The organism is Streptomyces sp. NPDC037126 (assembly GCF_055605965.1).
In genome coordinates, this window is sequence record NZ_JBVJTD010000005.1 from 24,949 (window position 1) to 51,900 (window position 26,952).

A 26,952-nucleotide genomic window follows, 5' to 3' on the forward strand; every position below is an offset into this window, starting at 1 on the left:
GCCTGGGAGGATCCGGCACCATGCGAGTAGTACTACAAAATGACAAAAGTCGGACACGGACGCGAAGGGCCGCCCTCGGCTGCGGGGCCGCCCTCCTGGCCTCCACCGCCCTCGTCACCGGCTGCTCCGGCTCCGGCGCCGCCACCGCCCCCCGCCCGGCTCCTCCCGGACAGGGCGGCGCCGCCCATGCCACCCCGGACCCCCGGGCCGTCCAGGCCGCCGAACACGCCCGTCTGGTCGCCGCCGCCAAGCGCTGGGGACTGGACCAGGTCCCCGTGACGCCCCCGCCGCCACCCGCGACCAAACCCCGTATCACCGCACGCGCCGGGTTCGAGGTGGACCACCAGGAGGACTGGGACCTGCCCCCCGTCTTCACCACCGTCCCGACGAAGAACAAGGTCGTCTTCCTCACCATCGACGACGGCTCGGAGAAGGACCCCCGGTTCCTGCAGATGATGCGGGACCTGAAGATCCCGTACACCGCCTTCCTCAGCAACTACCTGGTGAAGGACGACTACGGCTACTTCCGCAAGGCGCAGTCCTACGGGAACACCCTCAACAACCACACCCTGCACCACCCGTACCTGCCGGGCCTGTCCTACGACGAGCAGAAGCACGAGATCTGCGACATGCAGGACATCATGCAGAAGCAGTTCGGCAAGCGCCCGAAGGTCTTCCGCCCGCCCTACGGCAACTACAACCAGGACACCCTCGTCGCCGCCAAGTCCTGCGGCATCAAGTACGCGCCGATCTGGAACGAGGAGGTGTACGTCGACCACTGGGAGTTCCGCGAGGACGACCAGCAGCTGCGCCGCGGCGACATCGTGCTCACGCACTTCCGCGGCCGGAGCGACTGGGACGGCACGATGGTGGACGACATGCGCCGCTTCCTGAACAAGGTCACGCGCGAGGGCTACGCCGTGGCCCGCCTGGAGGACTACCTGTGAGGCGGGCGCGGGGCCTGGCCGCGGCCCTCGCCTCGGCACTGCTTCTCGCGGGCTGCGCCCAGACCGTCGACCCCATCGAACGCCTGGGGAAGAAGGCGGCCGAGGGAGTGCGCCCGCACAGCCCCGCCCCCGTCCAGCCCTACCAGTACTGGGGTCTGAGCGAGCCCCTCGCCCTGCCCCCGTCGCACTCCGCCCGCCCGCTCTCGGCGCGCCCGGGGGACGACGTCCTCCCGCCGGTCGTGGACCACGTCCCCACCCACGACCGGGTCGTCTTCCTCACCTACGACGGGGGCGCCGAGCGGGACCCCCGCTTCGTCACCATGGTCCGCGAACTCCGGCTCCCCGTGACCATGTTCCTCACCGGCAGCGCCGGCAGCGCCGGCGGCACCGGCGACGGCCACCTCGCCCGGCTGCGCGAGGCCGGCGCCGGCATCCAGAACCACACCCTCGCCCACCGCGCCCTGGCCGGACTGCCGTACGCCGGCCAGCGCACCGAGATCTGCGGCCAGCAGGACCGGCTCCGGTCCCGGCTCGGCGTCCACCCCCGCCTCTTCCGCCCGCCCTACGGCGCGTACGACACCTCGACCCTGCGCGCGGCGGCCGACTGCGGCATCTCCACGGTCGTCCTCTGGCGCGCCGCGATGACCCCGACCGACCTCGCCTTCACCCGGGGCCCGCACCATCTGCGCCCCGGCGACATCGTCCTGGTCGGACCGGACGAGTCCACGGGGCCGTCCCTGCGGGAGCGCACCGCGTGGGTGCTGCGGCGGGTCCAGAAACGGGGGCTGACGGTGGGACGCCTGGAGGACTACCTGTAGCCCAGGAGCCGGGCCCGTCCGGGGGTGCCGCCCCGGGGGCGGCGGCGCCGGCACGGGCCGCGTGGCCACTCCGGTTGCCCAAGATCGGCCGACGCGCCGCACTGCATTGGCACTCCGCTTGACCGAGTGCTAATCGCGGTCATAGTCTCGGCTCTGGCACTCCCCCCTGGAGAGTGCCAACAACGCGACGGGCAGGTCCGGCACCCGCGACGACGGATCCACCTGGTCGCCACCTCAGACAGTTAACCCCGTGAGATCTCCGAAGGGGGAGGTCGGATCGTGACGACCACCAGCTCCAAGGTTGCCATCAAGCCGCTCGAGGACCGCATTGTGGTCCAGCCGCTCGACGCCGAGCAGACCACCGCCTCTGGCCTGGTCATCCCGGACACCGCGAAGGAGAAGCCCCAGGAGGGCGCCGTCCTCGCCGTGGGTCCGGGCCGCTTCGAGAACGGCGAGCGCCTGCCGCTCGACGTCAAGGTCGGCGACGTCGTCCTGTACAGCAAGTACGGCGGCACCGAGGTGAAGTACAACGGCGAGGAGTACCTCGTCCTCTCGGCTCGCGACGTGCTCGCGATCATCGAGAAGTAGTTCCACCTCGAGCAACCTTTGCTTCCGAACTGCGCCCCTGGCCCCCGCGACCGATAACGAAGCCGGGCGCCCGGGGCGCAGTTGTCTTTACACCCACAGATTTCCGAGAGGGCTTCCGCTGTCATGGCGAAGATTCTGAAGTTCGACGAGGACGCCCGTCGCGCCCTTGAGCGCGGCGTCAACAAGCTGGCCGACACGGTGAAGGTGACGATCGGCCCCAAGGGCCGCAACGTCGTCATCGACAAGAAGTTCGGCGCCCCCACCATCACCAACGACGGTGTCACGATCGCCCGTGAGGTCGAGATCGAGGACCCGTACGAGAACCTCGGCGCGCAGCTGGTGAAGGAGGTGGCGACCAAGACCAACGACATCGCGGGTGACGGCACCACCACCGCCACCGTGCTCGCCCAGGCGCTGGTGCGCGAGGGCCTGAAGAACGTCGCCGCCGGCGCCTCCCCGGCCGCCCTGAAGAAGGGCATCGACGCCGCCGTCAAGGCCGTCTCCGAGGACCTGCTCGACTCGGCCCGCCCGATCGACGAGAAGTCCGACATCGCCGCCGTCGCCGCGCTGTCCGCCCAGGACCAGCAGGTCGGCGAGCTGATCGCCGAAGCGATGGACAAGGTCGGCAAGGACGGTGTCATCACCGTCGAGGAGTCCAACACCTTCGGTCTCGAGCTGGACTTCACCGAGGGCATGGCCTTCGACAAGGGCTACCTGTCGCCGTACTTCGTGACGGACCAGGAGCGCATGGAGGCCGTCCTCGACGACCCCTACATCCTCATCAACCAGGGCAAGATCAGCTCCATCCAGGACCTGCTGCCGCTGCTGGAGAAGGTCATCCAGACCGGTGCCTCCAAGCCGCTGCTGATCATCGCCGAGGACGTCGAGGGCGAGGCCCTGTCGACCCTGGTCGTCAACAAGATCCGCGGCACCTTCAACGCCGTCGCGGTGAAGGCCCCCGGCTTCGGCGACCGCCGCAAGGCGATGCTCCAGGACATGGCGATCCTCACCGGTGCCACCGTCATCTCCGAGGAGGTCGGCCTCAAGCTCGACCAGGTCGGCATCGACGTGCTCGGCTCCGCCCGCCGCGTCACCGTCACCAAGGACGACACCACGATCGTCGAGGGTGCCGGCAAGTCGGAGGACCTCACCGGCCGCGTCGCGCAGATCAAGGCCGAGATCGAGAACACCGACTCCGACTGGGACCGCGAGAAGCTCCAGGAGCGCCTCGCGAAGCTGGCCGGCGGCGTGTGCGTGATCAAGGTCGGCGCCGCCACCGAGGTGGAGCTGAAGGAGAAGAAGCACCGTCTGGAGGACGCCATCTCCGCGACCCGCGCCGCGGTCGAGGAGGGCATCGTCTCCGGTGGTGGCTCCGCGCTGGTCCACGCCGTCAAGGTCCTCGAGGGCAACCTCGGCAAGACCGGCGACGAGGCCACCGGTGTCGCGGTCGTCCGCCGCGCCGCCGTCGAGCCGCTGCGCTGGATCGCCGAGAACGCCGGCCTCGAGGGCTACGTCATCGTCTCCAAGGTGGCGGAGCTGGAGAAGGGCAACGGCTACAACGCCGCCTCGGGCGAGTACGGCGACCTGGTCAAGGCCGGCGTCATCGACCCGGTGAAGGTCACCCGCTCCGCCTTGGAGAACGCCGCTTCCATCGCCTCCCTGCTGCTCACGACCGAGACCCTGGTCGTCGAGAAGAAGGAAGAGGAGCCGGAGGCCGCGGGCCACGGCCACGGTCACGGCCACGCCCACTGACCCACGCAGGTCTGACCGAAGGCCCGGCACCGGCCTGGTGCCGGGCCTTCGCGCTGCCTTGCCGTGCCGGCACCGGCGGGAGCGACCGTGCGGCGGGTTCCGGGCCCCACCGCTTCCGCCGCTTGGGGCGCTACTGCTCCAACTCGTCCAGTGCGCCCAGCTGCTGCATCAGCCCGAGCTGGTCCTCCTGCCACCAGATCTCGGCGATCTTGCCGTCGTCGGCGATGCGGAACAGCGTCATCCCGGTCATGGTGACCCGCCTGCCGGTGGCGCCGATCCCCAGGAAGTCACCCCGGTGCGTGGCGTTCCAGGTCCACCGCGCGCAGGCCCGGTCGTCCTGGGCGAGCACGTCCTCGATCGTGAACGTGAAGTCGAAGGCGGCGCGCCACATCCGGTACTCGGCGCGGGCGTTGTCCAGTCCGATGGTGTCCTGCGGGTTCACCGGGTCGTGGCTGTGGATGTCCTCGTCCAGCAGGTCGTTCAGCGGGGGCAGCTCACCCGGCGTCATCAGCGCCCCGAAGAACCGCCGCACGGTGTCCTCGGACAGCCGCTCGTCCCGTACGACGTCCAGGTCGATGAATGTCGGCATCCCGTCGCACAGGGCGACCATCTCCTGGAAGATCTTGTCGGTCTCCGGGAGGTGCGAGTTCCGCATCGCCTCTTCGTAGGAGGGGAACTCCACCACCTCGACGATGTGCGACGCGTCCGAGCGGTCCGTGGCGACCAGCGCGTGCGTCGCCGTGCGCCGTCCCCGGGTTTGCGTGACCCAGTCGTCCATGAGCCGGTTCATCTCGTCCAGCCGGCTCGTCCTGCACTCGATGAGCTGTACGAAGGTCATGGCGCCGCCTCCGGCCCCCCTGGTCCGGTCGTGTCACGCTCATCTTCCCACCGGACCGCCGGCGGCACCCGCCCGCCGCAGCGGCTACTGCGGCCCGTACTTGCGCCCGGTCCGGGAGCTGATGCCGCCCATCAGAGCGCGCGGGGTGACCTTCACCAGGCCCATCAGCGCCTTGTAGCGGGGGTCCGGGATGGACAGGGACTTGCCGCGCGCCAGGTCGGCCAGGGCCGCCGCGACCAGTTTGTCGGCGTCGAGCCACATCCAGCCCGGGATGTTGTCGGTGCCCATCCCGGCCCGCTGGTGGAACTCCGTGCGCACGAAGCCGGGGCACAGGGCCATCAACCGCACACCGCTGCCCGCCAGGTCCTTCGCCGCGCCCTGCGTGAACTGCACGACCCAGGACTTCGACGCCCCGTAGGTGCCCCGGGGCACGAAGGCCGCCACGGACGCGACGTTGACGACCCCGCCCCGGCCGCGCTCCCGCATCGCCTCGGCCGCCGCCGAGGTCAGCCGCAGCACCGCCTCGCAGTGCACCTTGAGCATCTTCAGCTCGTCCGCCATCGAGACGTCCAGATAGCGGCCCTTGTTGCCGAAGCCGGCGTTGTTGACCAGCAGGTCGACCGGGTTCTTCCGGTCGCCGAGCCGGTCCGCGACCGTCTCGATGCCCTTGTCCTCGGACAGGTCGGCGGTCAGCACCTCCGCCTCGATGCCGTGCCGGTCGTGCAGTTCGGTCGCCTGCTCGCGCAGCCGCCGGGTGTCCCGGGCCACCAGGACGAGGTCGTGTCCGTCAGCCGCCAGCCTTCGCGCGAACGCGGCACCGATGCCCGCGGTCGATCCCGTAATCAGAGCCGTTGTCATGGCCCAAGGGTAGTGACCCGGAGCGATCGCGTCCGCCGACGGTGACGGGCACTCAGCGTGCCTGAGCGGCCACGTACTTGCGGGCCGCGGCCAGCGCCTCCGGGTGCAGGGCCTCGGCCGCGGCGAGCAGCCGGGGCAGCAGTTCGCGCTCCGTGGTGGTCGCGCGGAACTCCATCGCCGCCGTCACGCCGTGCTCCGGGCGGCGCACGACCTCGATCGGATCGCCCGCCCGTATCTCGCCCGGCTCGATCACCCGGAGGTAGGCACCCGTTGCGCCCTTCTGTGTGAATCTCCTGACCCAGCCGCGTTCGCCCAGATGGCCCTGGAACGTGCGGCAGGGGATCCGGCCCGAGGTCACCTCCAGGACCACCGCGGGACCGATGCGCCAGCGCTCGCCGATCAGCGCCCCCGAGACGTCCAGACCGTCCGTCGTGAGGTTCTCCCCGAAGCAGCCGTTCGCCAGCGGTCTGCCGAGCTCGCGTCCCCAGTCGTCCAGGTCCTCGCGCGCGAACGCGTACACCGCCTGGTCGTCCCCGCCGTGGTGGCGCAGGTCGCACACCGCGTCCCCGGACAGGCCGCTCGCGCCGGCCCCCTTCGGGCCCGGCGCCGACACCCGCACCGGCCCGTCGGCCGGCTTCTTGTCGATGCCCGTCAGGCCGTCCGGCTGGTCCGTGTACGGCACCGGGCGCGCCAGGCCGAGGTTGACCGAGAGAAGCTTCATGCCCGAACGGTACGTGGCCCCTTCTCAAAGTGTCGAGCGAATATCGGGCCCCCGCCCCAAGCTGCCCTTATGCTTGAGAGGTGATCGAGGCCCGTCATCTCCGCGTCCTGCGCGCCGTCGCCACCACCGGCTCCTTCTCGGCGGCCGGGCGCGAACTCGGCTGTACCCAGCCCGCCGTCAGCCAGCAGATGAAGGCCCTGGAGACCTCGGTCGGCACCCCGCTGCTGGTCCGCGCCGGCCGTGAGATGCGGCTGACGCAGGCCGGTGAGGCCCTGGTCCGGCACGCCTCCGGCATCCTCGCCGGGCTCACCGCGGCCGAGGAGGAGGTCGCCGCCATCGCGGGCCTGCGGGCCGGCCGGGTCCGGCTGGTCTCCTTCCCGAGCGGCAGCTCCACGCTGGTCCCCACCGCCCTGGCCGCCCTGCGCGCCGCCCACCCCGGCACCCGTGTCTCCCTGGAGGAGGCCGAGCCCCCGAAGTCCGTCGAACTGCTGCGCGAGGGCGACTGCGATCTCGCCCTGGCCTTCCGCTACGAGGGCGCCGCGGTCGCCGAGGACTGGGGCGACCTCGTCGTGCGCCCCCTGCTGGTCGACCGCCTGGTGGCCCTCGTCCCCGAACGGCACCCGCTCGCGCGCGCGGAGGCCGTCGGCATCGGCGAACTGGCCCGCGAGCCCTGGATCGCGGGCTGCCCGCGCTGCCGGGGCCAGCTGGTCGAGGTCTGCGAGAGCGCCGGGTTCGCGCCGCGCATCGACTTCGCGACGGACGACTATCCGGCGGTGGTCGGCCTGGTCGGCGCCGGTCTGGGCGTCGCCGTGCTGCCGCAGCTCGCGGTGGAGTCGGTCCGGCCCAGGGGCGTGCGCGCCGTACGGCTGGAGCCGGCGGTGCGGCGGGAGATCGTCGCCCTCACCCTGCCCGACCTGGCACAGGTGCCGGCGGTGGCGGCGACGCTGGAACAGCTGGCCCGTGCGGCCGGGCGAACGGCCTAGGGGTACGGCGGCAGAGTCGTGGGCACGCACGGGGCGTGCCCAGGTGGGGGGAATGGACGCACCCGGCGGGCTGTGGGTGCAGAAACGTTCCTTCAGTGATTCGGGGCGGGGTCGCCACTGGTGGCCGAGGCCGACACCAGGCGGTTGCGTGCCCGTCCCATCAACTCCTCACGCTCATCCTCGGTGAGGCCTCCCCAGACGCCGTACGGTTCGCGCACCGCCAGGGCGTGTGCCGCGCACTCCGCACGGACAGGGCACCTCATGCAGACCTCCTTGGCCGAGTTCTCGCGAGCGCTCCGAGCCGCCCCGCGCTCGCCCTCCGGGTGAAAGAAGAGCGAGCTGTCCACCCCGCGGCAAGCAGCCAGCAGCTGCCAGTCCCACAGGTCCGCGTTCGGTCCGGGAAGGCGGGAGAAATCTGCCATTACGTGACCCCTTGTAGCCGTTCTGGGCGGATACGGTGCCAACGACCGTACATCTCCGGTCTAAGGAGATGTAAATATGACTCATTGCGAATCTAGCCCCGAACACCACGAAACGGGAAGAAAAGCAGCTGAATGGGGCATAGGTTGTGATGAAAAGTTGAGGGTCCGTTGGGCATGTCTGCACCGTGTCGGCGCCCTCACGTAGAGTGCCGATGACGGCACGCAGCCCCGTAACTCTTTCGAGTGACCGTCGTTGAGAGTGCGGAGGCGGTTGAAAACAGAAGCGCTCGGGCAGGCGTCCGAGACGGTCGACCGCACAGGTGACGATTCCGTACCAGCCTGGAGGCTCAAGGTGACGCGCATCAGCTGCGGAGGGCGGTCATGACATCCGTCCTCGTCTGCGACGACTCCCCGCTTGCCCGAGAGGCGCTCCGCCGCGCGGTCGCGACCGTGCCCGGCGTCGAGCGTGTGACGACGGCGGCCAACGGCGAGGAAGTCCTCCGCCGCTGGGGCGCCGACCGCTCCGACCTCATCCTGATGGACGTGCGCATGCCCGGTCTGGGCGGCGTCGAGACCGTGCGTCGGCTGCTTTCCGCCGACCCGGGCGCGCGCATCATCATGCTCACCGTCGCCGAGGACCTGGACGGCGTGGCCCTCGCGGTCGCCGCGGGTGCCCGGGGCTACCTGCACAAGGACGCCTCGCGCGCGGAGCTGCGCGCCACGGTGACGCAGGCGCTGGCCGACCCGACCTGGCGGCTCGCCCCGCGCCGGCTGCGCTCGGCCGAGATGGGCGCCGCGCCCACGCTCACGGCGCGTGAGATCCAGGTGCTGGAGGGCATGAGCCACGGCCGTTCCAACGCCGAGATCGGTCGCGAGCTGTTCCTCTCCGAGGACACCGTCAAGACGCACGCCCGGCGCCTGTTCAAGAAGCTCGGCGCCTCGGACCGCGCCCACGCGGTGGCGCTCGGCTTCCGCTGGGGACTGGTCCGGTAGGACGTGCACAGCCCCGCGCGGCACGCGGGGCCCCCTCGCCGGCGCCGGGGACGTTCCGCGTCCCCCGTCGGCGGCGACACGGGACACCGCGCGTCGGCCCGCTGCTCGGCGGGGGCCGCGGCGTGCCTCTCGTGGGCGCCCGGGGTGCCGGCCGGCTGCGACGTGGGGCGTCCCTCGCGGGCGTACGTACCGCCCGGGGCGCCCGCTGTGCCCGACGTGCCTGAACGATGCGGCTCGGGGCGCGCCCTGTGTGCCTCTGGGGTGTCCGGTTGGTGCGGTTCCGGTCCTAGGGGTCTGGGGTGGGCTTCCGGGTTGCCTGGTCCATGCGGCTTCGGGTGCGTCGTGGGTGGCTTCCGGGTGTCCGGTAGTCGGGGCCCCTGCCCCGGAGGTCTGTCGGGAGCCTTCGGGGTGCCTGGTGGGCGCGGCCCTGTGCGCCTGTCCGTCGGCTCCGGGGTGTTCCGCTGCTGCCCGGGGGCTTCCGGGGTGCTCGGTCTCGCGGGAAGTTCCGGGGAGTCTGCTCCGCCGGGGGCTTTGCGGGTGCCCGGCCTCACGGGGTGTCCCGGTGTGCCCGCCCGCCCGCTGGTTGCCGGAGTGTCCGGTGCCTCGGCGTCGGCCGGGGTGCCCGGGCCTCGGGGGCTGCCCCGGCCGTTCGGCTGCCCGGAGTGTTCCGGGCCGTCTGCTGGAGGAAGCGTGGTGCGTCTCTCAGGGGCGCCCGGGCGGTCGGACGGGCCCGGCGTGCGCGGTTCCGCGGGGCTGTCCGAGCTGCCGGGTGGGCGTGGTGTGTGTGGTTCTTCGGGGCTGCCTGAGCTGCCGGGTGGGCGTGGTGTGTGTGGTTCTTCGGGGCTGCCTGAGCTGCCGGGTGGGCGTGGTGTGTGTGGTTCTTCGGGGCTGTCCGACCTGCCGGGTGGGCCTGACGTGTGTGGTTCTTCGGGGCTGTCCGAGCCGGCGGGCGGGCGTGGTGTGTGTGGTGCCTCGGGGCCCAAGCCGTCGGAAGGGCGCGGTGTGTGCTCTTTGGGGGTCTCGGGCGCCAGGTCTCCGGGGACGCGCGGGCGCGCACCGGCCGTACACGGAGCGGCTCGGAACGACAGGCCCGCGGTGCGCCGCGGGGCCGACGCCGCCCACCGGGATGCGCGACGCGGCTCCGGTGAGTGGCCGACCCCACCCTCCGACGAGCGGCTGAGGCCGACCAGGGAGCCGTCGATCCCACCCTCCGGTGAGCGGCTGAGACCGACCGGTGAGCCGCTGGTCCCACCGTGCGGTGAGCGGCCGTGGCCGCCTGGGGAGTCGCTGGGGCCGCCCTCCGGTAGCCGATCGCACCGGGGCACGTACACCGCCGGGACCTCCTGCGCGTTCCGTGGCCGCCGTCGGGGCGGAGGCGTGCGGCCCCCCGGACGCGGAGCGGTACCAGGGGGGCCGCACGCAGGTTCGGCGACTCCGCCGGACGTGCCGAAAGGTGGTGCGCGAAGGGGGGCGCGGGACGCGCGCTGCTCGTTTCGGCGCCGATGCCGCATCCTTGAGATGTGGAGTCTCTCGGGGACGAGTCGGTCGAGCGGAAGGGGAGGGCGCAGGGGATGAGTGCCGGCGCACCTGCTCATAACGCTTCGGTGCACAACCACGAACACGATGCGACGGACCGGACGGCCACAAGGCACGATGGACCGATGCGCGACGAGGAGGCGGGCACGGCCCAAGGGGCGTTCGGCGCCCTCGTGCACCGTGCCGTCGACGGGGACGAGCAGGCCACGCACGATCTGCTCGCCCATGTGCACCCCCTCGCGCTGCGCTACTGCCGCACCCGGCTGTCCCGGCTGCCCGGCGACGCGCGTCACTTCGTCGAGGACCTCGCCCAGGAGGTCTGCGTGGCGGTCCTGCTGGCCCTGCCCCGCTACCGCGACACCGGCCGCCCCTTCGAGGCGTTCGTCTTCGCCATCGCCTCCCACAAGGTCGCCGACCTCCAGCGGGCCGCGATGCGCCACCCGGGATCCACGGCGGTGCCCTCCGACGAGATGCCGGAGCGCCCGGACGACTCCCTCGGCCCCGAGGAGCGCGCCCTGCTCAGCAGCGATGCCGAGTGGGCCAAGAAACTGCTGGCCAACCTGCCCGAGAACCAGCGCGAACTGCTTCTGCTGCGTATCGCCGTGGGCTTGACCGCGGAGGAGACCGGGCAGATGTTGGGAATGTCACCCGGCGCCGTCCGGGTCGCACAGCACAGGGCGCTGAGCCGCCTCAGAGCGCTCGCCGAGCAGTAGGCGCCCCCTTCCCGCAGCCGGGGTGGCCTGCCGCAACGGCGCAAGTCCGCGGCGCCGGGCCCGCATCGGCCCGGCGCGGGCACCGCACACCGGACCCGAATGAACCGGCGCGGCGACGGTTCCGTATGAAAATACGAAGCCGGAGTCGACCTTGGACCGTGGAATTTGCTAGCCGCGCTTCCCGTTAGCATGGACATCCGCACCGATCAAGGCCATTTGGGGAAGGTGTCATGACTGCAAACGTCGACGGAGTGCCCGGTAAGTTCGCGACACTCGGGCTGACCTACGACGACGTGCTGCTGCTGCCGGGCGCATCCGAGGTGCTTCCCAACGCGGCCGACACCTCGTCCCGCATCTCCCGCAACGTCCGGGTGAACATCCCGCTGCTGTCGGCGGCGATGGACAAGGTGACCGAGTCCCGGATGGCGATCTCGATGGCCCGGCTGGGCGGTGTCGGCGTCCTGCACCGCAACCTCTCCATCGAGGACCAGGTCAACCAGGTCGACCTGGTGAAACGGTCGGAGTCCGGCATGGTCACCGACCCCATCACGGTGCACCCGGAGGCCACGCTCGCCGAGGCGGACGCCCTCTGCGCGAAGTTCCGCATCAGCGGTGTCCCCGTCACCGACCCGGCCGGCAAGCTGCTGGGCATCGTGACCAACCGCGACATGGCCTTCGAGAGCGACCGCACCCGTCGCGTGCACGAGGTCATGACCCCGATGCCGCTGGTCACCGGGAAGGTCGGCATCTCCGGCCCGGAGGCCATGGAGCTGCTGCGCAAGCACAAGATCGAGAAGCTGCCGCTGGTGGACGACGCGGGCGTCCTGAAGGGCCTGATCACGGTCAAGGACTTCGTCAAGGCCGAGCAGTACCCCAACGCCGCGAAGGACGCCGAGGGCCGGCTGCTGGTCGGTGCCGCGGTCGGTGCCAGCCCGGAGGCCCTGGAGCGCGCCCAGGCGCTCGCCCAGGCCGGTGTGGACTTCCTGGTCGTCGACACCTCGCACGGCCACAACAGCAACGCCCTGAGCTGGATGTCGAAGATCAAGTCGAGCGTGAACGTCGACGTGGTCGGCGGCAACGTCGCCACGCGCGACGGCGCCCAGGCCCTGATCGACGCCGGTGTCGACGGCATCAAGGTGGGCGTGGGGCCGGGCTCCATCTGCACCACCCGTGTCGTCGCCGGTATCGGTGTTCCCCAGGTCACCGCCATCTACGAGGCCTCCCTCGCGGCCCGTCCCGCCGGCATTCCGCTGATCGGCGACGGCGGCCTGCAGTACTCCGGCGACATCGGCAAGGCGCTGGCCGCCGGCGCCGACACGGTGATGCTGGGCAGCCTCCTCGCCGGCTGTGAGGAGTCCCCGGGTGAGCTGCTCTTCATCAACGGCAAGCAGTTCAAGTCGTACCGGGGCATGGGCTCGCTCGGCGCCATGCAGTCCCGCGGCCAGGCCAAGTCGTACTCGAAGGACCGCTACTTCCAGGCCGAGGTGACCACCGACGAGAAGCTCGTGCCCGAGGGCGTCGAGGGCCAGGTGCCCTACCGCGGTCCGCTCGCCAACGTCCTGCACCAGCTCGTCGGCGGCCTGCGCCAGACCATGGGCTACGTCGGCGCCGCCACCATCGAGGAGATGGAGTCCAAGGGCCGGTTCGTGCGGATCACCTCGGCGGGCCTGAAGGAGAGCCACCCGCACGACATCCAGATGACGGTCGAGGCGCCGAACTACAGCAGCAAGAAGTAGTTCTCAGGTACGACGCGGGCGCGTCCACGCGCGCGTGACGCCCGCACGACGGCGGTCCCGGAACATCCGGGGCCGCCGTCGTCGTACCTGCGGAGGGCTTCTGCCGTCCGGGTCGGCGATACTGGAAGGCGCTGAAACGCATAGGGAAAGGCCACAGACGTGACTGAGATCGAGATCGGGCGCGGCAAGCGCGGCCGCCGGGCGTACGCCTTCGACGACATCGCCGTCGTCCCCAGCCGCCGTACGCGGGACCCGAAGGAGGTCTCGATCGCCTGGCAGATCGACGCCTACCGCTTCGAGCTGCCCTTCCTGGCCGCCCCCATGGACTCCGTCGTCTCCCCGGCCACCGCCATCCGCATCGGCGAGCTCGGCGGCCTGGGCGTGCTCAACCTCGAGGGCCTGTGGACGCGGTACGAGGACCCGCAGCCGCTGCTGGACGAGATCGCCGAGCTGCCCGCCGAGCGGGCGACGCGCCGCATCCAGGAGATCTACGCGGCTCCCATCAAGGAGGAGCTGATCGGCGCCCGCATCAAGGAGGTGCGCGACTCCGGTGTGGTCACCGCGGCCGCGCTCTCCCCGCAGCGCACCGCCCAGTTCTCCAAGGCCGTCGTGGACGCGGGCGTGGACATCTTCGTCATCCGCGGTACGACGGTCTCGGCGGAGCACGTGTCCTCCTCGCACGAGCCGCTGAACCTGAAGCAGTTCATCTACGAGCTGGACGTCCCGGTGATCGTCGGCGGCTGCGCCACGTACACGGCGGCCCTGCACCTGATGCGCACGGGTGCCGCGGGCGTGCTCGTCGGCTTCGGCGGCGGCGCCGCGCACACCACGCGCAACGTGCTCGGCATCCAGGTCCCGATGGCCACGGCCGTCGCCGACGTGGCCGCGGCCCGCCGCGACTACATGGACGAGTCCGGCGGCCGGTACGTGCACGTGATCGCGGACGGCGGTGTCGGCTGGTCCGGCGACCTGCCCAAGGCGATCGCCTGCGGCGCCGACTCGGTGATGATGGGCTCCCCGCTGGCGCGCGCCACGGACGCGCCCGGCAAGGGCCACCACTGGGGCATGGAGGCCGTCAACGAGGAGTTGCCGCGCGGCCAGAAGGTCGACCTCGGCACCGTCGGCACCATCGAGGAGGTCCTCACCGGCCCGTCCCACACCCCGGACGGCTCGATGAACTTCTTCGGCGCCCTGCGCCGGGCCATGGCCACCACCGGCTACAGCGAGCTCAAGGAGTTCCAGCGGGTCGAGGTGACCGTCGCGGACAGCCAGCACAAGCGCTGACCCGGACACCGCGAAGGGCCCGTCCACCGGTGCGGTGGACGGGCCCTTGCGTCTGCGTGCGCCCTGTCAGTGGGCGGCCTTCTTGGTGCCGGAGAACGCGGCGAACGCGGCGATGGCGAAGAAGACGAAGGTGAGCGGGTCCGCCTCCTCCTTCCAGGCCTGCTGGACCACGTCGAAGTGGTCGAAGAAGACCTCGGAGAAGCCCAGCCCGGTCGCCTTGGCGCCGATCATGGCCTCGCCCACGAGCTGGCCGAAGTAGACCGAGGCCAGGGCCAGGACGGCGGCGACGATCGGCAGGACCGGGTTACGGCCGCCCGCCTTGCCCGCCGCCAGACCGATGACGAACCCGACGCCGACGGCCGCGTAGCCGATCTCGTGCTTGGTGGCGCCGATGATGACGCCGTAGAGCGCGCCGACGACCACGGCGGCGCCCAGCGCGGCGACCAGTCCGACGACGAGGTTGTTCCGTACCGGCGCGGCCGGCGCGGCCGGGGGCGCGAAGGCGCCCGGCTGCGGCGGGTACGGCGCCCCGGCCGGCGCCTGCTGGGCGTACGGGTTGCCGTCGACCGGGCCGGACTGCGGCGGCTGCGGTGGCGGAGCTGACTGGCTCATGACAGAAATCCCCCCGAGGTGGAGCACAACAGAAGAAAAGGAAACGGAAGACGACCGCGCACCTGTGTGCGACGAGTCCGGGGGAGACTAACAGCCGGGGACGACAACGCCCCGGCTGTTTTCCTTTCGTGACCGGGCTCAGAGCCGGTGTGCGGCCCCCGTCGGGGTGGCGCCCCGGGTGTCCAGCAGCAGCTGGGCCTTCACCGACAGGCCCTGGAGGTCGTAGGTGCGGTGCTGCTGGAGGAGGATCGTCAGGTCGGCGTCGGCCGCCGCCTCGTAGAACGAGTCCGCGCGCGGGACCGGGCGGTCCAGGACGCTCCAGGACGCCACGTGGGGGTCGTGGTAGCTCACGGAGGCGCCCAGTTCCATCAGCCGGATCGCGATCTCCCGGGCAGGCGTGCCCTGCTGGTCGGCGAGGTCGGGCTTGTAGGTCACGCCGAGCAGCAGCACGCGTGCGCCCCGGGCGGACTTGCCGTGCTCGTTGAGGAGGGTGGCCGCGCGCTGGACGACGTACCGGGGCATCCGGCTGTTGACCTGCTGGGCCAGCTCCACCATGCGCAGGGTGCGGGTGGCGTGGCCGGACAGGTCCTGCGGGACGCCGTGCCCGCCGACGCCCGGTCCGGGGCGGAAAGCTTCGAAGCCGAACGGCTTGGTCTCCGCGCAGCGGATGACATCCCACAGGTCGACGCCCAGCTCGTGGCAGAGCACGGCCATCTCGTTGACCAGGGCGATGTTGACGTGCCGGAAGTTGGTCTCCAGCAACTGCACGGCCTCCGCCTCGCGCAGCCCGCGCGCGCGTACGACCTTGTCGGTCAGCCGGCCGTAGAACGCGGCGGCCGACTCGGTGCAGGCGGGGGTGAGACCGCCGATGACCCTGGGGGTGCCGGCGGGCGTGTGCTCGCGGTTGCCGGGGTCGACCCGGCTGGGGGAGTAGGCGAGGTGGAAGTCCCGGCCCGCGCGCAGGCCCGACCCCTCTTCCAGCAGCGGGCGCAGGAACTCCTCCGTCGTCCCCGGCAGCACCGGGGACTCCAGGATGACCGTGGTGTGCGGGCGCAGCCGTGCGGCCAGGACGCGGGCCGCCGACTCGACCTGGCCGAGATCGAGGCCGCCGTCGGCGCCGCGCGGGGTCGGCGCGCAGATCACGGCGGTGCGCACCCGGCCCAGCTGGGCCGGGTCGGTGACCGGCCGGAAGCCCGCCGAGTGCATCCGGCGCAGCTCGGCCGGGCTGAGGGAGCCCGACTCGGGGCCGGTGGCGTACCCGATGGTGGAGATGCCGGAGGCGACGGCGGCCTGGGCGAGCGGCAGGCCGTACGGACCGAGTCCGATGACGGCGAGATCTGCGGGCATGGCGTGGGCCGTCCTTCCCAATAGCCGAAGCGGGACAGGTGCGCAACCGCTGTGGACAGCATGTACGAGCGCACTGTCACACTAGGAGTAAATATGACCGTGATGTGGGATTCTGTTCGTGTGTCTTCCGGGGGTTGCGTTCCTGTTGCCCACAGGTTGGAAGCCCGTGGTGGCTGAAGTCGGGCAAGCCGGTCAGAATTTGGGCATGAGGAGGGGATGAACGGGGCTTCGCCCGCCGGGTGCGGCCGACGCGAGCGAGTCAGCGACAGCGGGAGGCAGCGGTGAGGACAGCGACTCTGGGGCCGGCGCAGCGCGTCGAGGCACTGGCGGCGATGGCGGAGCGCGAACTGGACGTCCTGGTGATCGGCGCCGGGGTCGTGGGCGCGGGCACCGCACTGGACGCCGTGACCCGAGGTCTGTCCACCGGCCTCGTCGAGGCGCGCGACTGGGCGTCCGGCACCTCCAGCCGGTCCAGCAAGCTCATCCACGGCGGCCTGCGCTACCTGGAGATGCTCGACTTCGCCCTCGTCCGCGAGGCCCTGAAGGAGCGCGGCCTGCTCCTGGAGCGGCTCGCCCCGCACCTGGTCAAACCGGTGCCGTTCCTCTACCCGCTGCAGCACAGGGGCTGGGAGCGGCTCTACGCCGGCTCCGGCGTCGCGCTCTACGACGCGATGTCCATGGCCCGCGGCCACGGCCGGGGTATTCCCATACATCGTCACCTGAGCCGCCGTCACGCCCTGCGCGTCGCCCCCTGCCTGCGCAAGGACGCCCTCGTCGGCGCCCTCCAGTACTACGACGCCCAGATGGACGACGCCCGCTTCGTGGCCACGCTGGTGCGCACCGCGGCCTCCTACGGCGCGAAGGTGGCCAACCGCGCGCGCGTGACCGGGTTTCTGCGCGAGGGCGAACGGGTCGTCGGCGCCCGGGTGCAGGACGTCGAAGGCGGCGGTGAGTACGAGATCCGCGCCCAGCAGGTCGTCAACGCCACCGGTGTGTGGACCGACGACACGCAGGCCCTGGTCGGTGAGCGCGGCCAGTTCCACGTCCGCGCCTCCAAGGGCATCCACCTGGTCGTGCCCAAGGACCGCATCCACTCCACCACCGGCCTGATCCTGCGCACCGAGAAGTCGGTCCTCTTCGTCATCCCCTGGGGCCGGCACTGGATCGTCGGCACCACCGACACCGACTGGGACCTCGACAAGGCCCACCCCGCCGCGTCCAGCGCCGACATCGACTACCTGCTGGAACACGTCAACTCGGCGCTCGCGGTGCCGCTCAGCCGCGACGACGTGCAGGGTGTGTACGCCGGTCTGCGCCCGCTGCTGGCCGGCGAGTCCGACGCCACCAGCAAGCTGTCCCGCGAGCACACGGTCGCCCATCCGGTGCCGGGGCTCGTGGTCGTGGCGGGCGGCAAGTACACGACGTACCGGGTGATGGCGAAGGACGCCGTCGACGAGGCGGTGCACGGCCTCGACCGGCGCGTCGCCGACTGCGTGACGGAGGAGACCCCGCTGCTGGGCGCGGAGGGGTACCAGGCGCTGTGGAACGCCCGGGCGCGGATCGCGGCCAACACGGGGCTGCACGTGGTCCGGGTCGAGCATCTGCTGAACCGGTACGGCGCGATGGCCGAGGAGGTCCTGGACCTCATCGCCGCCGACCCCGCGCTCGGCGAGCCGCTCCACGCCGCCGACGACTACCTGCGCGCCGAAGTGGTGTACGCCGCCTCGCACGAGGGCGCCCGGCACCTGGACGACGTCCTCACCCGGCGCACCCGCATCTCCATCGAGACCTTCGACCGGGGCACCCGCAGCGCCCGCGAGGCGGCCGAGCTGATGGCGCCGGTCCTCGGCTGGGACAAGGACCAGGTCGAACGCGAGGTCGAGCACTACGAGAAGCGGGTGGAGGCCGAGCGGGAGTCCCAACTCCAGCCGGACGACCAGACGGCGGACGCGGCACGGCTCGGAGCACCGGACATCGTGCCGCTGACGTGAGGGGCCGGTCGACCGTTGTCGCAGGGCGGTGGCGCACTTGGCGGTCCGCCGCTGACCCGATGGTCTGACCGCCGACTCGATGGTCCAGCCGCTGGCCCCACGGCCCGGCCGATGACCCGACGGTCCGGCTGTGGCTCTGTCGGCCGCCGACCACCTGATGGTCGGGGGTCGCTGCCATCAGCACTCGCCCGCTTGGTTGGCGCTGCCGTCGGCATTCGCCCGGCGCCCGGCGCCCGACCCCCCGCGACCGCCGACCGGTGACTGGCGAGGCGATTCACTCGAACGGGTGTCGTGAACCGGGATCTCCGTTCGGAGCCGGCTCGTTCTACCAGGTGCGAGGACAGAACTCGGCGTCGAGCAGGGCCGGTTCGAGGCGGGGGTCTGCGATCGCGTCCGTGTTCACCCGGAAGGTGAGGACCCGGCGGCCGTCGGCGGTGGCTGCGCTGCGCACGTAGCTCCCGGATATCCGGCCGTTGTGCCGCCGCACCGTGGTGCCGCACGGCAGCTTCACCGGATAGATCCCCACGCCGTACGAGCCGTGTGCGGCGCGGGTGTCGAGCATCTCGCGCAGCCAGTGCGGGGGCAGCAGCCGGCCGCCCAGCAGGGCCGCCCAGAAGCGGTCGAGGTCGGCCAGCGTGGTCACCAGCTCACCCGCGGCCCCGGCCATCCGCGGGTCGAGCCGGGTGACGTCGGTGCCGTCGGCGGCGTAGGCGCGGCCGTGCGGCGAGGGAAGCGAGGTACGGGAACCCGGGAAGGAGGTGCCCGCCAGACCCAGCGGAGCGATGATGCGGCGCTCGGCCTCGGTGGCGTAGGAGCGGCCCGTGACCTGGTGGACGACCATGCCGAGCAGGACGTAGTTGGTGCTAGTAGGAGCAGTGGCCCGGAGGGAGGACGAGAGCGATGCGCACCGCCTGAAGCGCAGTCAGGGGCACGGTCCCGCGTGTGGCCTTTGCGAAGTCGGGCAGCCCGCTGGTCTGGGTGAGCAGGGCCCGCAAGGTGATGCGGCGTCCGTCCGTGCCGTGGCCGCGCAGCAGCCCCGGCAGATACCGCTCCACGGTGTCGGACAGCGCGAGCCGGTGCTCGGCGGCCAGTTGGAGCACGACGGTCGCGATGAAGGTCTTGGTGACGCTGCCGGCGCGGAAGTGGTCGGTGCGTGCGATGCCCCGCCCGGCGGCCGCGTATCGGGAGTGGTTGCCGTCCAGGGACAGCAGGGCCGCGGCCGGTGCCCCGCCCTCGGAGACGAGCAGCGGCAGCGCGGCGTCCGCGGTCATGCCGGTCGCGGCTTCCGGCGATGCGACCGGGGCGAGCAGCAGCGCCAATGAGACCGGCAGCGCCAGGGCCATCCGCACCAGGGCCGTCCGCACCAGGGCGCCCGGCGAGTCGCGGCCTGTCCGTGCCAGGGCGCCCAGCGATACCCGGGCCGTCCGTGCCAGGGAGGCCGACAAGAAACGGACCCTTCCTGTCGAGGCGCCGGGCAAGGAACGGACCGTTCGTGCTGAGGTGCCCTGCAAGGCAAGGGCCCTTCGTGCCAAGGCACCCGGCAAGACACTGGCCGTTCGTGCCAAGGCGCCCAGCGGAGCAAGGGCCCTACGCATCAGGGAGGTCGGCACCGCAAGGCCCCTTCGCGGCAGGCGCAGGGCCAGGGCAAGGGCGCCCCGAGAGGAGTGGGCTGTCCGCGCCGAAGAGGCCGGCAAGGCGGGTGCTGTCCGCGGCGTGGAAGGGGACAGGCAAGGGCGGTTCGCGTCGAGAGCACCGGTTTGGGTGGAGCCGTTCGCGCCACCGGCGTTGCCGTGGCCGAGGTCGGCCGTGTCCCAGATACCGGTTTGGACATGGTTGCCCGCGACTAAGGCGCCGTTCCGGCCGCGTCGGCTCGTGCCGGGGGAACGGTTTCGGCCAAGGTGGCGTGCGCCATGGTTGCCGGTTTGGATAGGTATGCCCGAAGCATCGGCATCCCGGTTCCTCCCTTCTTACGGTCCATCATCCCGGTAAGCGAAAAGGCCGCTGGAGGGGGTCCTGTGGCGCGTGAGGGGCGGCCCGCGGGCTGGGGCACCCTGGGCGTGGACCACTTGTCGGGTGAGAGACAATGGAGGCTCTGTCAGGGCGGGTTGTATGAGGGGACGCATGTCGGAGGCGGAGCGGGCGGGATCATCTCGTCAGGAGACTCGTCGGGACAAGAGCGAACGGCGTCTCCTCGCCGGGCGGTACCGGCTGGGAGACGTGCTGGGCCGGGGCGGCATGGGCACCGTCTGGCGCGCCGAGGACGAGACCCTGGGCCGGACGGTCGCCGTCAAGGAACTGCGGTTCCCGTCGAACATCGACGACGAGGAGAAGCGGCGCCTGATCACGCGCACCCTGCGCGAGGCCAAGGCGATCGCCCGGATCCGCAACAACGGCGCGGTGACGGTCTTCGACGTGGTCGACGAGGACGACCGGCCCTGGATCGTCATGGAGTTGGTGGAGGGCAAGTCCCTCGCCGAGGTCATCCGTGAGGACGGTCTGCTGGAGCCCAAGCGGGCGGCCGAGGTGGGCCTCGCCATCCTCGACGTGCTCCGTTCCGCGCACCGCGAGGGCATCCTGCACCGGGACGTGAAGCCGTCCAACGTGCTCATCGCCGAGGACGGCCGGGTCGTGCTCACCGACTTCGGCATCGCACAGGTCGAGGGCGACCCGTCCATCACCTCCACCGGCATGCTCGTCGGCGCCCCCTCCTACATCTCCCCCGAGCGTGCCCGCGGCCACAAGCCCGGTCCGGCGGCCGACCTGTGGTCGCTCGGCGGTCTGCTGTACGCGGCGGTCGAGGGCGTGCCGCCGTACGACAAGGGTTCGGCGATCGCCACGCTCACCGCGGTGATGACCGAGCCGCTGGAGGAGCCCAAGAACGCGGGTCCGCTCAGGGACGTCCTCTACGGCCTGCTGGCCAAGGATCCGGCGAAGCGGCTCGACGACGCCGGGGCCCGGGCCCTGCTCAACGCGGTCATCCACGCGCCCGCGCCGGAGCCGATGGACGCCACGCGGGTGGTCCCGCTGCCCGCGCAGCCCGACGGGCCCGAGGAGAAGCGGGCCGAGGAGCCGGCGGAGAAGCTGCGCGGCGCGCTGCGTTCGGTCCGCAAGGCGGCGGGCGGGGCCGGTGCCGCGGCGGCCGCCAAGCGGCCGAAGGGCGGCGGTGACACGCCCGCGCCGAAGGCCGGCGGTACGGTGTCCGGCGGGACGCGTCCCGCCGCGCCCTCCTCTGGACGCCCGGAGGCCGGACGCCCGGAGGCCGGACGCCCGGAGGCCGGACGCCCCGACGCCGGGCGGCAGGACGCCGGATCCGCCGGGCGGCCGGCGGGTGCCGCCTCGGGTTCGTCCGGGGTGCCGAACTCCAGCACCAACCGTTCGGCAAACACCGCTTCCGGCAAGCCGAGTTCAGGCTGGCCCGTGATGCCGCCGCCGGACCTGGACCTGCCGCCGCGGCCGGTGCCGAGGGCGCCGCTCACCGATGTGGTCCCCCGGCGCACGCTGGTGATCATCGCCGTACTGGTCGCCCTCGCGGTGCTCGGCACCGTGCTGGCCATCGCGTTGAGCGGTGGCGACGACAAGGGCGGCAAGAGTGGCGCCGCCGGAGCCGCGGCCAGCACCCGTGCCTCCACCAAGGAGGACAAGGGCAAGGGGACCAAGGGGACGGGCGGTTCGGCCGGCGGGACGCGGGCGGACGGGTCGGGTTCGGCCTCCGCGAGCACCGGCTCCGCGACGGACGTCAGCACGGCCGGGTCCCCCGACGACGGCGGCTCCGCCCCGTCCGGTGCCAAGGGCGGCGGGAGCGCCCCGGCGGTGTCGACCCACAAGGGCGGCCAGGGTTACACGATCGGGCTGCCCAAGGGCTGGAAGTTCCAGTCCAGTGGGGCCGCCGGGGACCGGTACACCGGTCCCGACGGGCAGAAGCTGCTCATCGGCTGGACGACTTCCCCCAAGAGCGACCCGGTCGCGGACTGGAGGAACCAGGAGGGCTACATGGTGCGCCCTCAGTACCACCGGATCCGCATCGAGAAGGCGGACTACCGCGGCTGGAACACGGCCGACTGGGAGTTCACGTACACCGACGGCGGGACCCAGTACCGGTCCATAGACCGGGGTTTCGTGGTGAACGGCCACCTCGGTTACGGGCTGATGTACACCGCGGAGGCCGGGAACTGGCAGAGCGATCTGCGCAAGGACACCTGGCAGACGCTGACGGCCTCCTTCCAGCCCAAGTCCTAGGCGCCGAACGCCGCTTTGGGGCGTGAGAATCCGGCATCCACTCGGTGCGGGTTGCCTCCGGCACGTATCGTGAATGGTTGCGGACCGTACGCAGCCGGAAGCGTGTGCGAAACGGGCCGTGCGGCGAACGGATGTGACCGAGCGGGCGGCCGGGGGAGGCAGAGTGGACGACTACGCGGGCCGGGTGCTGGCCGACCGCTACCGTCTGCCGTTGCCACCGTCCGACGAGTACGAGCTCACCGAGACCCGGGCCTTCGACACCTACAGCGGCCAGGAAGTGCTCGTCCGGCAGGTGCCGTTGCCGGAGGTCGTCGAGGCCGAGGTGCTCGACGCGGAAGGGCTGCCCGAGGGGTTCACCGCCCGTGCGCGCGGGGCCCGTCCGGCGCCGGCCGCCCGGGCCGCCACCCGGCGGCCCACCGATCCCGCGGTGCGGCGCGCGGTCGAGGCGGCGCAGGCGGCGGCCCGCATACCCGACCACCCGCGCCTCGACCAGGTCTTCGACGTGTTCGCCGAGGGCGGGTCCCTGTGGATCGTCAGCGAGTGGGTGGCCGCGCGTCCGCTGTCCGCGCTGCTGGCCGAGAAGCCGTTGACGCCGTACCGGGCGGCCGAGGTCGCCTCGGACGTGCTCATGGCGCTCCGGGTGCTGCACGGCCACGGCTGGGTGCACCGCAACATCACCGTCCGCACCGTGCTCGTCTGCGACGACGGCCGGGTGATGCTGACCGGCCTCGCGGCGGGCGCGGCGGAGGAGGCGCTGTGCGGGTACGACCCCGTACCCGCCGAGGACGGGGCCGAGGAGGCGCCGGAGCCTGAGCAGGGTGCCGGGGCGGTCTCCGGCGGCGGCCGCAGAGTGCCACCCGGTCCGGGCGGCGGCGCCGTCGGCGCGCCGGGCGGTGGTGCGGGCGTTCCGTCCGCCGACGTCGACCCCGAGGCCGCGCGCCGGGCCGCGATACAGGCGAGGGCGACCGGGGCCCTGCCGGCGCCGGGCGCGAACGGGGCGTCCGGCGGACCGCCGGGACACCGGGCGCTGGAGAGCGGATCGGACATCCGTGCCGCGCGGGCCGGGGCCATCGCCGCGTACCGGGCGGGCGCCCGTGCCGCCGCCCGGGTGCAGGAGGCCCAGTACGGTGGGCGCGCCGCCCTGCCCGGGGCCCGCCGGACCGCCGAAGAAGACGCCGGAGGCGACCGTGCCGACGGCGCGGCCCGGTCGTCGTACCCCTCCGGCCCGGGCAGTACGGCACCGCCCGGCCGGACGGTCGACCCCTACGGCGTGCAGGGCGCCCCGTGGCACGGCGCCGCACCGCGCAACGGCCCGGGCGGCACCGCGACGCCCGCCCCCGGCCACGAAGGCGACCCCGCCGTCCCCGCACTTCCTCCGCAGACGGACGCCCGTTGGGGCGGACCCGGTGCCGAGGGCCCCGCGCGCCGGAGTCCGGCCACCGCGCTCGCCGCCGAGCGGGCGCGGCAGGTGCGGATGACGGTGGTGGGACCGGTGACCGAGCGCTGGGCGCCGGAGCAGGCCGGGCCCGTGCACGAGAACTGGCAGCTGGCGGCGCCGATCGGGCCCGCGACCGACCTGTGGGCGCTGGGCGCGCTGCTGTTCCGGGCCGTGCAGGGACATGCGCCGTATCCGGAGGACTCCACGGCCGAGCTGGTGCAGCTGGTGTGCGCCGAGCCGCCCGCGTTCGCCGAGGAGTGCGGTCCGCTCCGGCCGGTGGTGGAGTCGTTGCTGCGCCAGGACCCCATCGAGCGGCTGGACTTCGAGGAACTGAACGGCTGGCTGCGTTCGCTGGTGCGGTCCGCGCCCGAGCCGGACGCCGGTACGCATGTGGTGCCCGTGCCGCCCGCCGACCCGAGCAGGCTGCCGATCGTGCGGCGGCGCGGCGAACTGGTGCGGCGGCGCCGCGCCGGATTGCCCGACACCCATCCGCACGGCCGGCACAAGCGGGCCCGGGAGGAGGCGCGTTCGCCCCGCCACCTCGGCCGGACCCTGCTCCTGCTGATCCTGCTCCTGCTGGCCGGGGTGATCGCCTACGCGATGCTGTTCATGCCGAAGCAGGGGGACGGCGGTGCCTCCGGCAGCACGGACCGCACCGGCAGCGCCGGGGACGTGAGCCCCGCGCCCTCGGGCACCGGCTCGCCGTCCTCCGGGCAGGGCGCGCCGGACGGCAGCCCCTCGGCGTCCGCACCCGCCACCGAGACCCAGACCGGGGGCGACTCCTCCGTCGCCGACGGCTTCACCCTGCGCAAGGACCCCGAGGGTTTCGAGGTCGCCGTCGCCAAGGGCTGGGACCGCACGCCGAAGAACGGCAGCGGCCAGGTGGTGTACACGCACGGGAACTTCGAGCTGATCGTCGTGCCGGGCCGGGACAGCGCCTCGGCCTACGGCGGCGATCCGATGGTCTACCAGCGGGACAGGGAGGCCGAACTGCAGCCGTACCGGGACTCCAGCTGGGCCACGGCCACCGGTCTGAGGACCATAGAGGTGGGCGGACGCACCATGGCCGAGGGCCAGTTCACCTGGACGGACGGGCAGGGGCGCGACCTGTTCGTGCGCAACATGGCGATCCTGCTCGACGGCCGCTACCACATCGTGCAGGTCCGCGGCCCGGATGCCGACCGGGATGAGGTGACACGACTGTACGAGCAGGCTACCGCGACGTACCGCTACACGCGTTGAGCACGGCGTATCCGGGGCACGAACACCGGCGCGCCGGTTCCCTTTCTCGCGCGGAAATGACCATCGTCACAGTGCGGTTTCCTTGGGACCCCGCTTGTTCCCTGATGGCAGGCCGGTCCTTAGTCTGAGCCTGACAAGAGCATTGCGGGGCAACGTGAATCAGATGCAGGGCCTGCTCATAGCGGGCCGCTACCGGCTTGCCGACTCCATCGGCAGCGGTGGCATGGGCCGGGTGTGGCGGGCACACGACGAGGTGCTGCACCGGACGGTGGCCGTCAAGGAGTTGACCGCGGCGCTCTACGTCTCCGACAGCGACCGGGCCGTTCTGCTGGCCCGCACCCGGGCCGAGGCCCGGGCCGCCGCGCGCATCAACCACTCGGCCGTCGTCACCGTGCACGACGTGCTCGAACACGACGGCCGCCCCTGGATCGTCATGGAGCTGGTCGAGGGCAACTCGCTTGCGGACGCGGTCAAGGAGCAGGGGCGGGTCGAGCCCCGGGAGGCCGCGCGGATCGGCCTGTGGGTGCTGCGGGCGCTGCGCGCCGCGCACTCCGCCGGAGTGCTGCACCGGGACGTCAAGCCCGGCAACGTGCTGCTCGGCAGGGACGGCCGGGTGCTGCTCACCGACTTCGGCATCGCCCAGATCGAGGGCGACACGACCATCACCCGTACCGGCGAGGTCGTCGGCTCGGTCGACTACCTCGCGCCCGAGCGGGTACGCGGCCACGACCCCGGGTCCTCCTCCGACCTGTGGGCGCTCGGCGCCACGCTGTACACGGCCGTCGAGGGCCGCTCGCCGTTCCGCCGCACCTCGCCGCTGAGCACCATGCAGGCGGTCGTCGAGGAGGAGGCCGAGGAGCCGCGCCACGCCGGTGCGCTCGGTCCGGTCATCTCCGCCATGCTGCGCAAGGAACCGGCCGAGCGGCCGAGCGCGGAGGAGGCGGAGCAGATGCTCGCCGAGGCGGCGGAGGGCCGACGGCCCAGCACCGCCCAGGCGTTCGTCCCGACCCAGGGTTCGGGAGTGCAGAGGTCGGGAGCATCGGGTGCGGGCCGCGGCTCCGCGCCGGACGCCCCCGGACACGGCTCGGGTACGGCCGTCCCCGGTCACGGGGCGGGGACGGCCGCATCCGGGTTCGGCGGCGCGGCCGCGGGCCGTTCCGCGACCGGTCCGACGGCCATGTCGCCCACGGCGGTCGGCCCGGTGCCCGGGCCCGGCGGGGGACGCGCGGCGGCCCGGCCCCGGCGCCGGCGGCTGCGCACGCTCGTGCTCGTCGTCGCCGTGGCGGCCGTGCTCGGCGGCGGCGCGGCGGTGGCCTTCCAGGAGTGGAACGCCATGCGGCCGGGCACCGGGACGAGCGGTTCGGACGCGGGTCCCGCGTCCTCGGCGAGCGACGGCAGCACGCCGGTCGCGGGCACGGTCCCCGCGGACTGGGAGGTCCACCACGACCCGCTGGGCTTCAGCCTCTCCCTGCCCAAGGGCTGGAAGCGGAAGGTCTACGAGATCAATGGCCCGCTGAAGCAGGTCGACTACTCGCCGGACGGCGGACTGCACTTCGTCCGCATCGCCATCGACACCTCCCCGGACTTCGCCGACGCCTACAACCACCAGCTGGACCTGGAGCAGCAGCTCCAGCGGCTGATCCGCTACAAGCGCGTGACCCTGAAGCAGAACGTGTACCGCGACTGCAAGGGTTCGCTCTGGGAGTACACCTGGTACGCGCTGAAGAAGGACCCGCCGCATGTCGCCGGGCCGCGGCGCGCGATCGAGGAGACGTACTTCTCGCGCGCCGGCACCGAGTACGCGATCTACGTGTCGTCGCCGGCCGGGGACTGGGGGCAGGCGAGCAAGCAGTTCAAGTGGGTGCTGCAGAGCTGGCAGCAGCCGAACGAGGGCTGA

The 26,952-nt window shown here is 72.2% G+C and carries 19 protein-coding genes and 1 pseudogene; 13 read left to right on the forward strand and 7 right to left on the reverse strand.

Annotated elements, in window-relative coordinates; all coding sequences use genetic code 11:
• The first annotated feature begins 20 nt into the window (after positions 1–20).
• The 4 genes from ACZ7FF_RS14135 (at position 21) to groL (ending at position 4,105) form a co-directional block, all read left to right on the forward strand.
• Complete coding sequence (locus ACZ7FF_RS14135) at positions 21–947, forward strand: polysaccharide deacetylase family protein (RefSeq protein WP_470812293.1); 927 nt, start codon at positions 21–23, stop codon at positions 945–947.
• Positions 944–1,765: a polysaccharide deacetylase family protein gene (locus tag ACZ7FF_RS14140; protein WP_470812294.1), complete on the forward strand. Its 822-nt coding sequence runs from the start codon at positions 944–946 to the stop codon at positions 1,763–1,765. The genes ACZ7FF_RS14135 and ACZ7FF_RS14140 overlap by 4 nt, the downstream gene beginning before the upstream one ends.
• A gap of 279 nt (positions 1,766–2,044) precedes the next feature.
• Positions 2,045–2,353, forward strand: coding sequence for a co-chaperone GroES (gene groES / locus ACZ7FF_RS14145; RefSeq protein WP_020132158.1), 309 nt, complete (start codon positions 2,045–2,047; stop codon positions 2,351–2,353).
• Between the two features lie 123 nt (positions 2,354–2,476).
• Positions 2,477–4,105, forward strand: coding sequence for a chaperonin GroEL (gene groL / locus ACZ7FF_RS14150; RefSeq protein ID WP_470812296.1), 1,629 nt, complete (start codon positions 2,477–2,479; stop codon positions 4,103–4,105).
• A 130-nt stretch (positions 4,106–4,235) separates the two neighbouring features.
• Here groL and ACZ7FF_RS14155 read toward each other — a convergent pair whose 3' ends face one another.
• The 3 genes from ACZ7FF_RS14155 to ACZ7FF_RS14165 form a co-directional block, all read right to left on the reverse strand.
• A complete protein-coding gene (locus tag ACZ7FF_RS14155) occupies positions 4,236–4,943 on the reverse strand; it encodes an ester cyclase (RefSeq protein ID WP_470812297.1) in 708 nt (235 codons plus the stop codon).
• A gap of 84 nt (positions 4,944–5,027) precedes the next feature.
• Positions 5,028–5,801 (reverse strand): SDR family NAD(P)-dependent oxidoreductase, encoded by a 774-nt coding sequence (locus ACZ7FF_RS14160; protein WP_470812299.1) that lies wholly within the window; start codon positions 5,799–5,801, stop codon positions 5,028–5,030.
• A 52-nt stretch (positions 5,802–5,853) separates the two neighbouring features.
• Positions 5,854–6,522, reverse strand: a complete 669-nt coding sequence (locus tag ACZ7FF_RS14165) for an MOSC domain-containing protein (protein ID WP_470812301.1) — start codon at positions 6,520–6,522, stop codon at positions 5,854–5,856.
• Positions 6,523–6,602: 80 nt separating this feature from the next.
• Between ACZ7FF_RS14165 and ACZ7FF_RS14170 the strand changes: the two genes are divergently transcribed.
• Positions 6,603–7,505 carry a LysR family transcriptional regulator gene (locus tag ACZ7FF_RS14170; protein WP_470812302.1) on the forward strand — a complete coding sequence of 301 codons (903 nt, stop codon included), beginning with the start codon at positions 6,603–6,605 and terminating at the stop codon, positions 7,503–7,505.
• Between the two features lie 92 nt (positions 7,506–7,597).
• Here the strand turns inward: ACZ7FF_RS14170 and ACZ7FF_RS14175 are convergent, their stop codons facing one another.
• Positions 7,598–7,927, reverse strand: a complete 330-nt coding sequence (locus tag ACZ7FF_RS14175) for a WhiB family transcriptional regulator (RefSeq protein ID WP_470812303.1) — start codon at positions 7,925–7,927, stop codon at positions 7,598–7,600.
• 381 nt (positions 7,928–8,308) lie between these two features.
• Here ACZ7FF_RS14175 and ACZ7FF_RS14180 point away from each other — a divergent pair, with 381 nt between their 5' ends.
• From ACZ7FF_RS14180 to ACZ7FF_RS14195, 4 genes are all read left to right on the forward strand, one after another.
• Positions 8,309–8,920, forward strand: a complete 612-nt coding sequence (locus ACZ7FF_RS14180; RefSeq protein WP_003948568.1) for a response regulator transcription factor — start codon at positions 8,309–8,311, stop codon at positions 8,918–8,920.
• Positions 8,921–10,581: 1,661 nt separating this feature from the next.
• Positions 10,582–11,169, forward strand: a complete 588-nt coding sequence (locus ACZ7FF_RS14185; protein WP_470812305.1) for a sigma-70 family RNA polymerase sigma factor — start codon at positions 10,582–10,584, stop codon at positions 11,167–11,169.
• A 230-nt stretch (positions 11,170–11,399) separates the two neighbouring features.
• On the forward strand, positions 11,400–12,905 hold the full coding sequence (gene guaB / locus ACZ7FF_RS14190; protein WP_470812307.1) for an IMP dehydrogenase: 1,506 nt from the start codon (positions 11,400–11,402) through the stop codon (positions 12,903–12,905).
• Positions 12,906–13,064: 159 nt separating this feature from the next.
• Positions 13,065–14,189, forward strand: coding sequence for a GuaB3 family IMP dehydrogenase-related protein (locus tag ACZ7FF_RS14195; protein WP_452984383.1), 1,125 nt, complete (start codon positions 13,065–13,067; stop codon positions 14,187–14,189).
• Between the two features lie 66 nt (positions 14,190–14,255).
• Here the strand turns inward: ACZ7FF_RS14195 and ACZ7FF_RS14200 are convergent, their stop codons facing one another.
• Together ACZ7FF_RS14200 and ACZ7FF_RS14205 are read right to left on the reverse strand one after the other, a co-directional pair.
• Positions 14,256–14,801: a hypothetical protein gene (locus tag ACZ7FF_RS14200; protein ID WP_470812309.1), complete on the reverse strand. Its 546-nt coding sequence runs from the start codon at positions 14,799–14,801 to the stop codon at positions 14,256–14,258.
• A gap of 138 nt (positions 14,802–14,939) precedes the next feature.
• The gene (locus ACZ7FF_RS14205) at positions 14,940–16,148 is read right to left on the reverse strand and encodes a nucleotide sugar dehydrogenase (protein WP_470812310.1); all 1,209 of its coding nucleotides are present in this window, start codon (positions 16,146–16,148) and stop codon (positions 14,940–14,942) included.
• A gap of 281 nt (positions 16,149–16,429) precedes the next feature.
• On the opposite strand from ACZ7FF_RS14205, the gene ACZ7FF_RS14210 reads away from it, so the two are divergent.
• Positions 16,430–18,139, forward strand: a complete 1,710-nt coding sequence (locus tag ACZ7FF_RS14210) for a glycerol-3-phosphate dehydrogenase/oxidase (RefSeq protein WP_470812311.1) — start codon at positions 16,430–16,432, stop codon at positions 18,137–18,139.
• Positions 18,140–18,464: 325 nt separating this feature from the next.
• Here the strand turns inward: ACZ7FF_RS14210 and ACZ7FF_RS14215 are convergent.
• Positions 18,465–19,482 (reverse strand): annotated as a pseudogene (locus ACZ7FF_RS14215) (serine hydrolase domain-containing protein).
• 778 nt (positions 19,483–20,260) lie between these two features.
• On the opposite strand from ACZ7FF_RS14215, the gene ACZ7FF_RS14220 reads away from it, so the two are divergent.
• From ACZ7FF_RS14220 to ACZ7FF_RS14230, 3 genes are all read left to right on the forward strand, one after another.
• Complete coding sequence (locus ACZ7FF_RS14220) at positions 20,261–22,375, forward strand: serine/threonine-protein kinase (RefSeq protein ID WP_470812313.1); 2,115 nt, start codon at positions 20,261–20,263, stop codon at positions 22,373–22,375.
• 163 nt (positions 22,376–22,538) lie between these two features.
• Entirely contained in the window at positions 22,539–25,055 is a 2,517-nt protein-coding gene (locus tag ACZ7FF_RS14225) for a protein kinase (protein WP_470812314.1), read from the forward strand.
• Positions 25,056–25,218: 163 nt separating this feature from the next.
• Complete coding sequence (locus ACZ7FF_RS14230; protein WP_470812315.1) at positions 25,219–26,952, forward strand: serine/threonine-protein kinase; 1,734 nt, start codon at positions 25,219–25,221, stop codon at positions 26,950–26,952.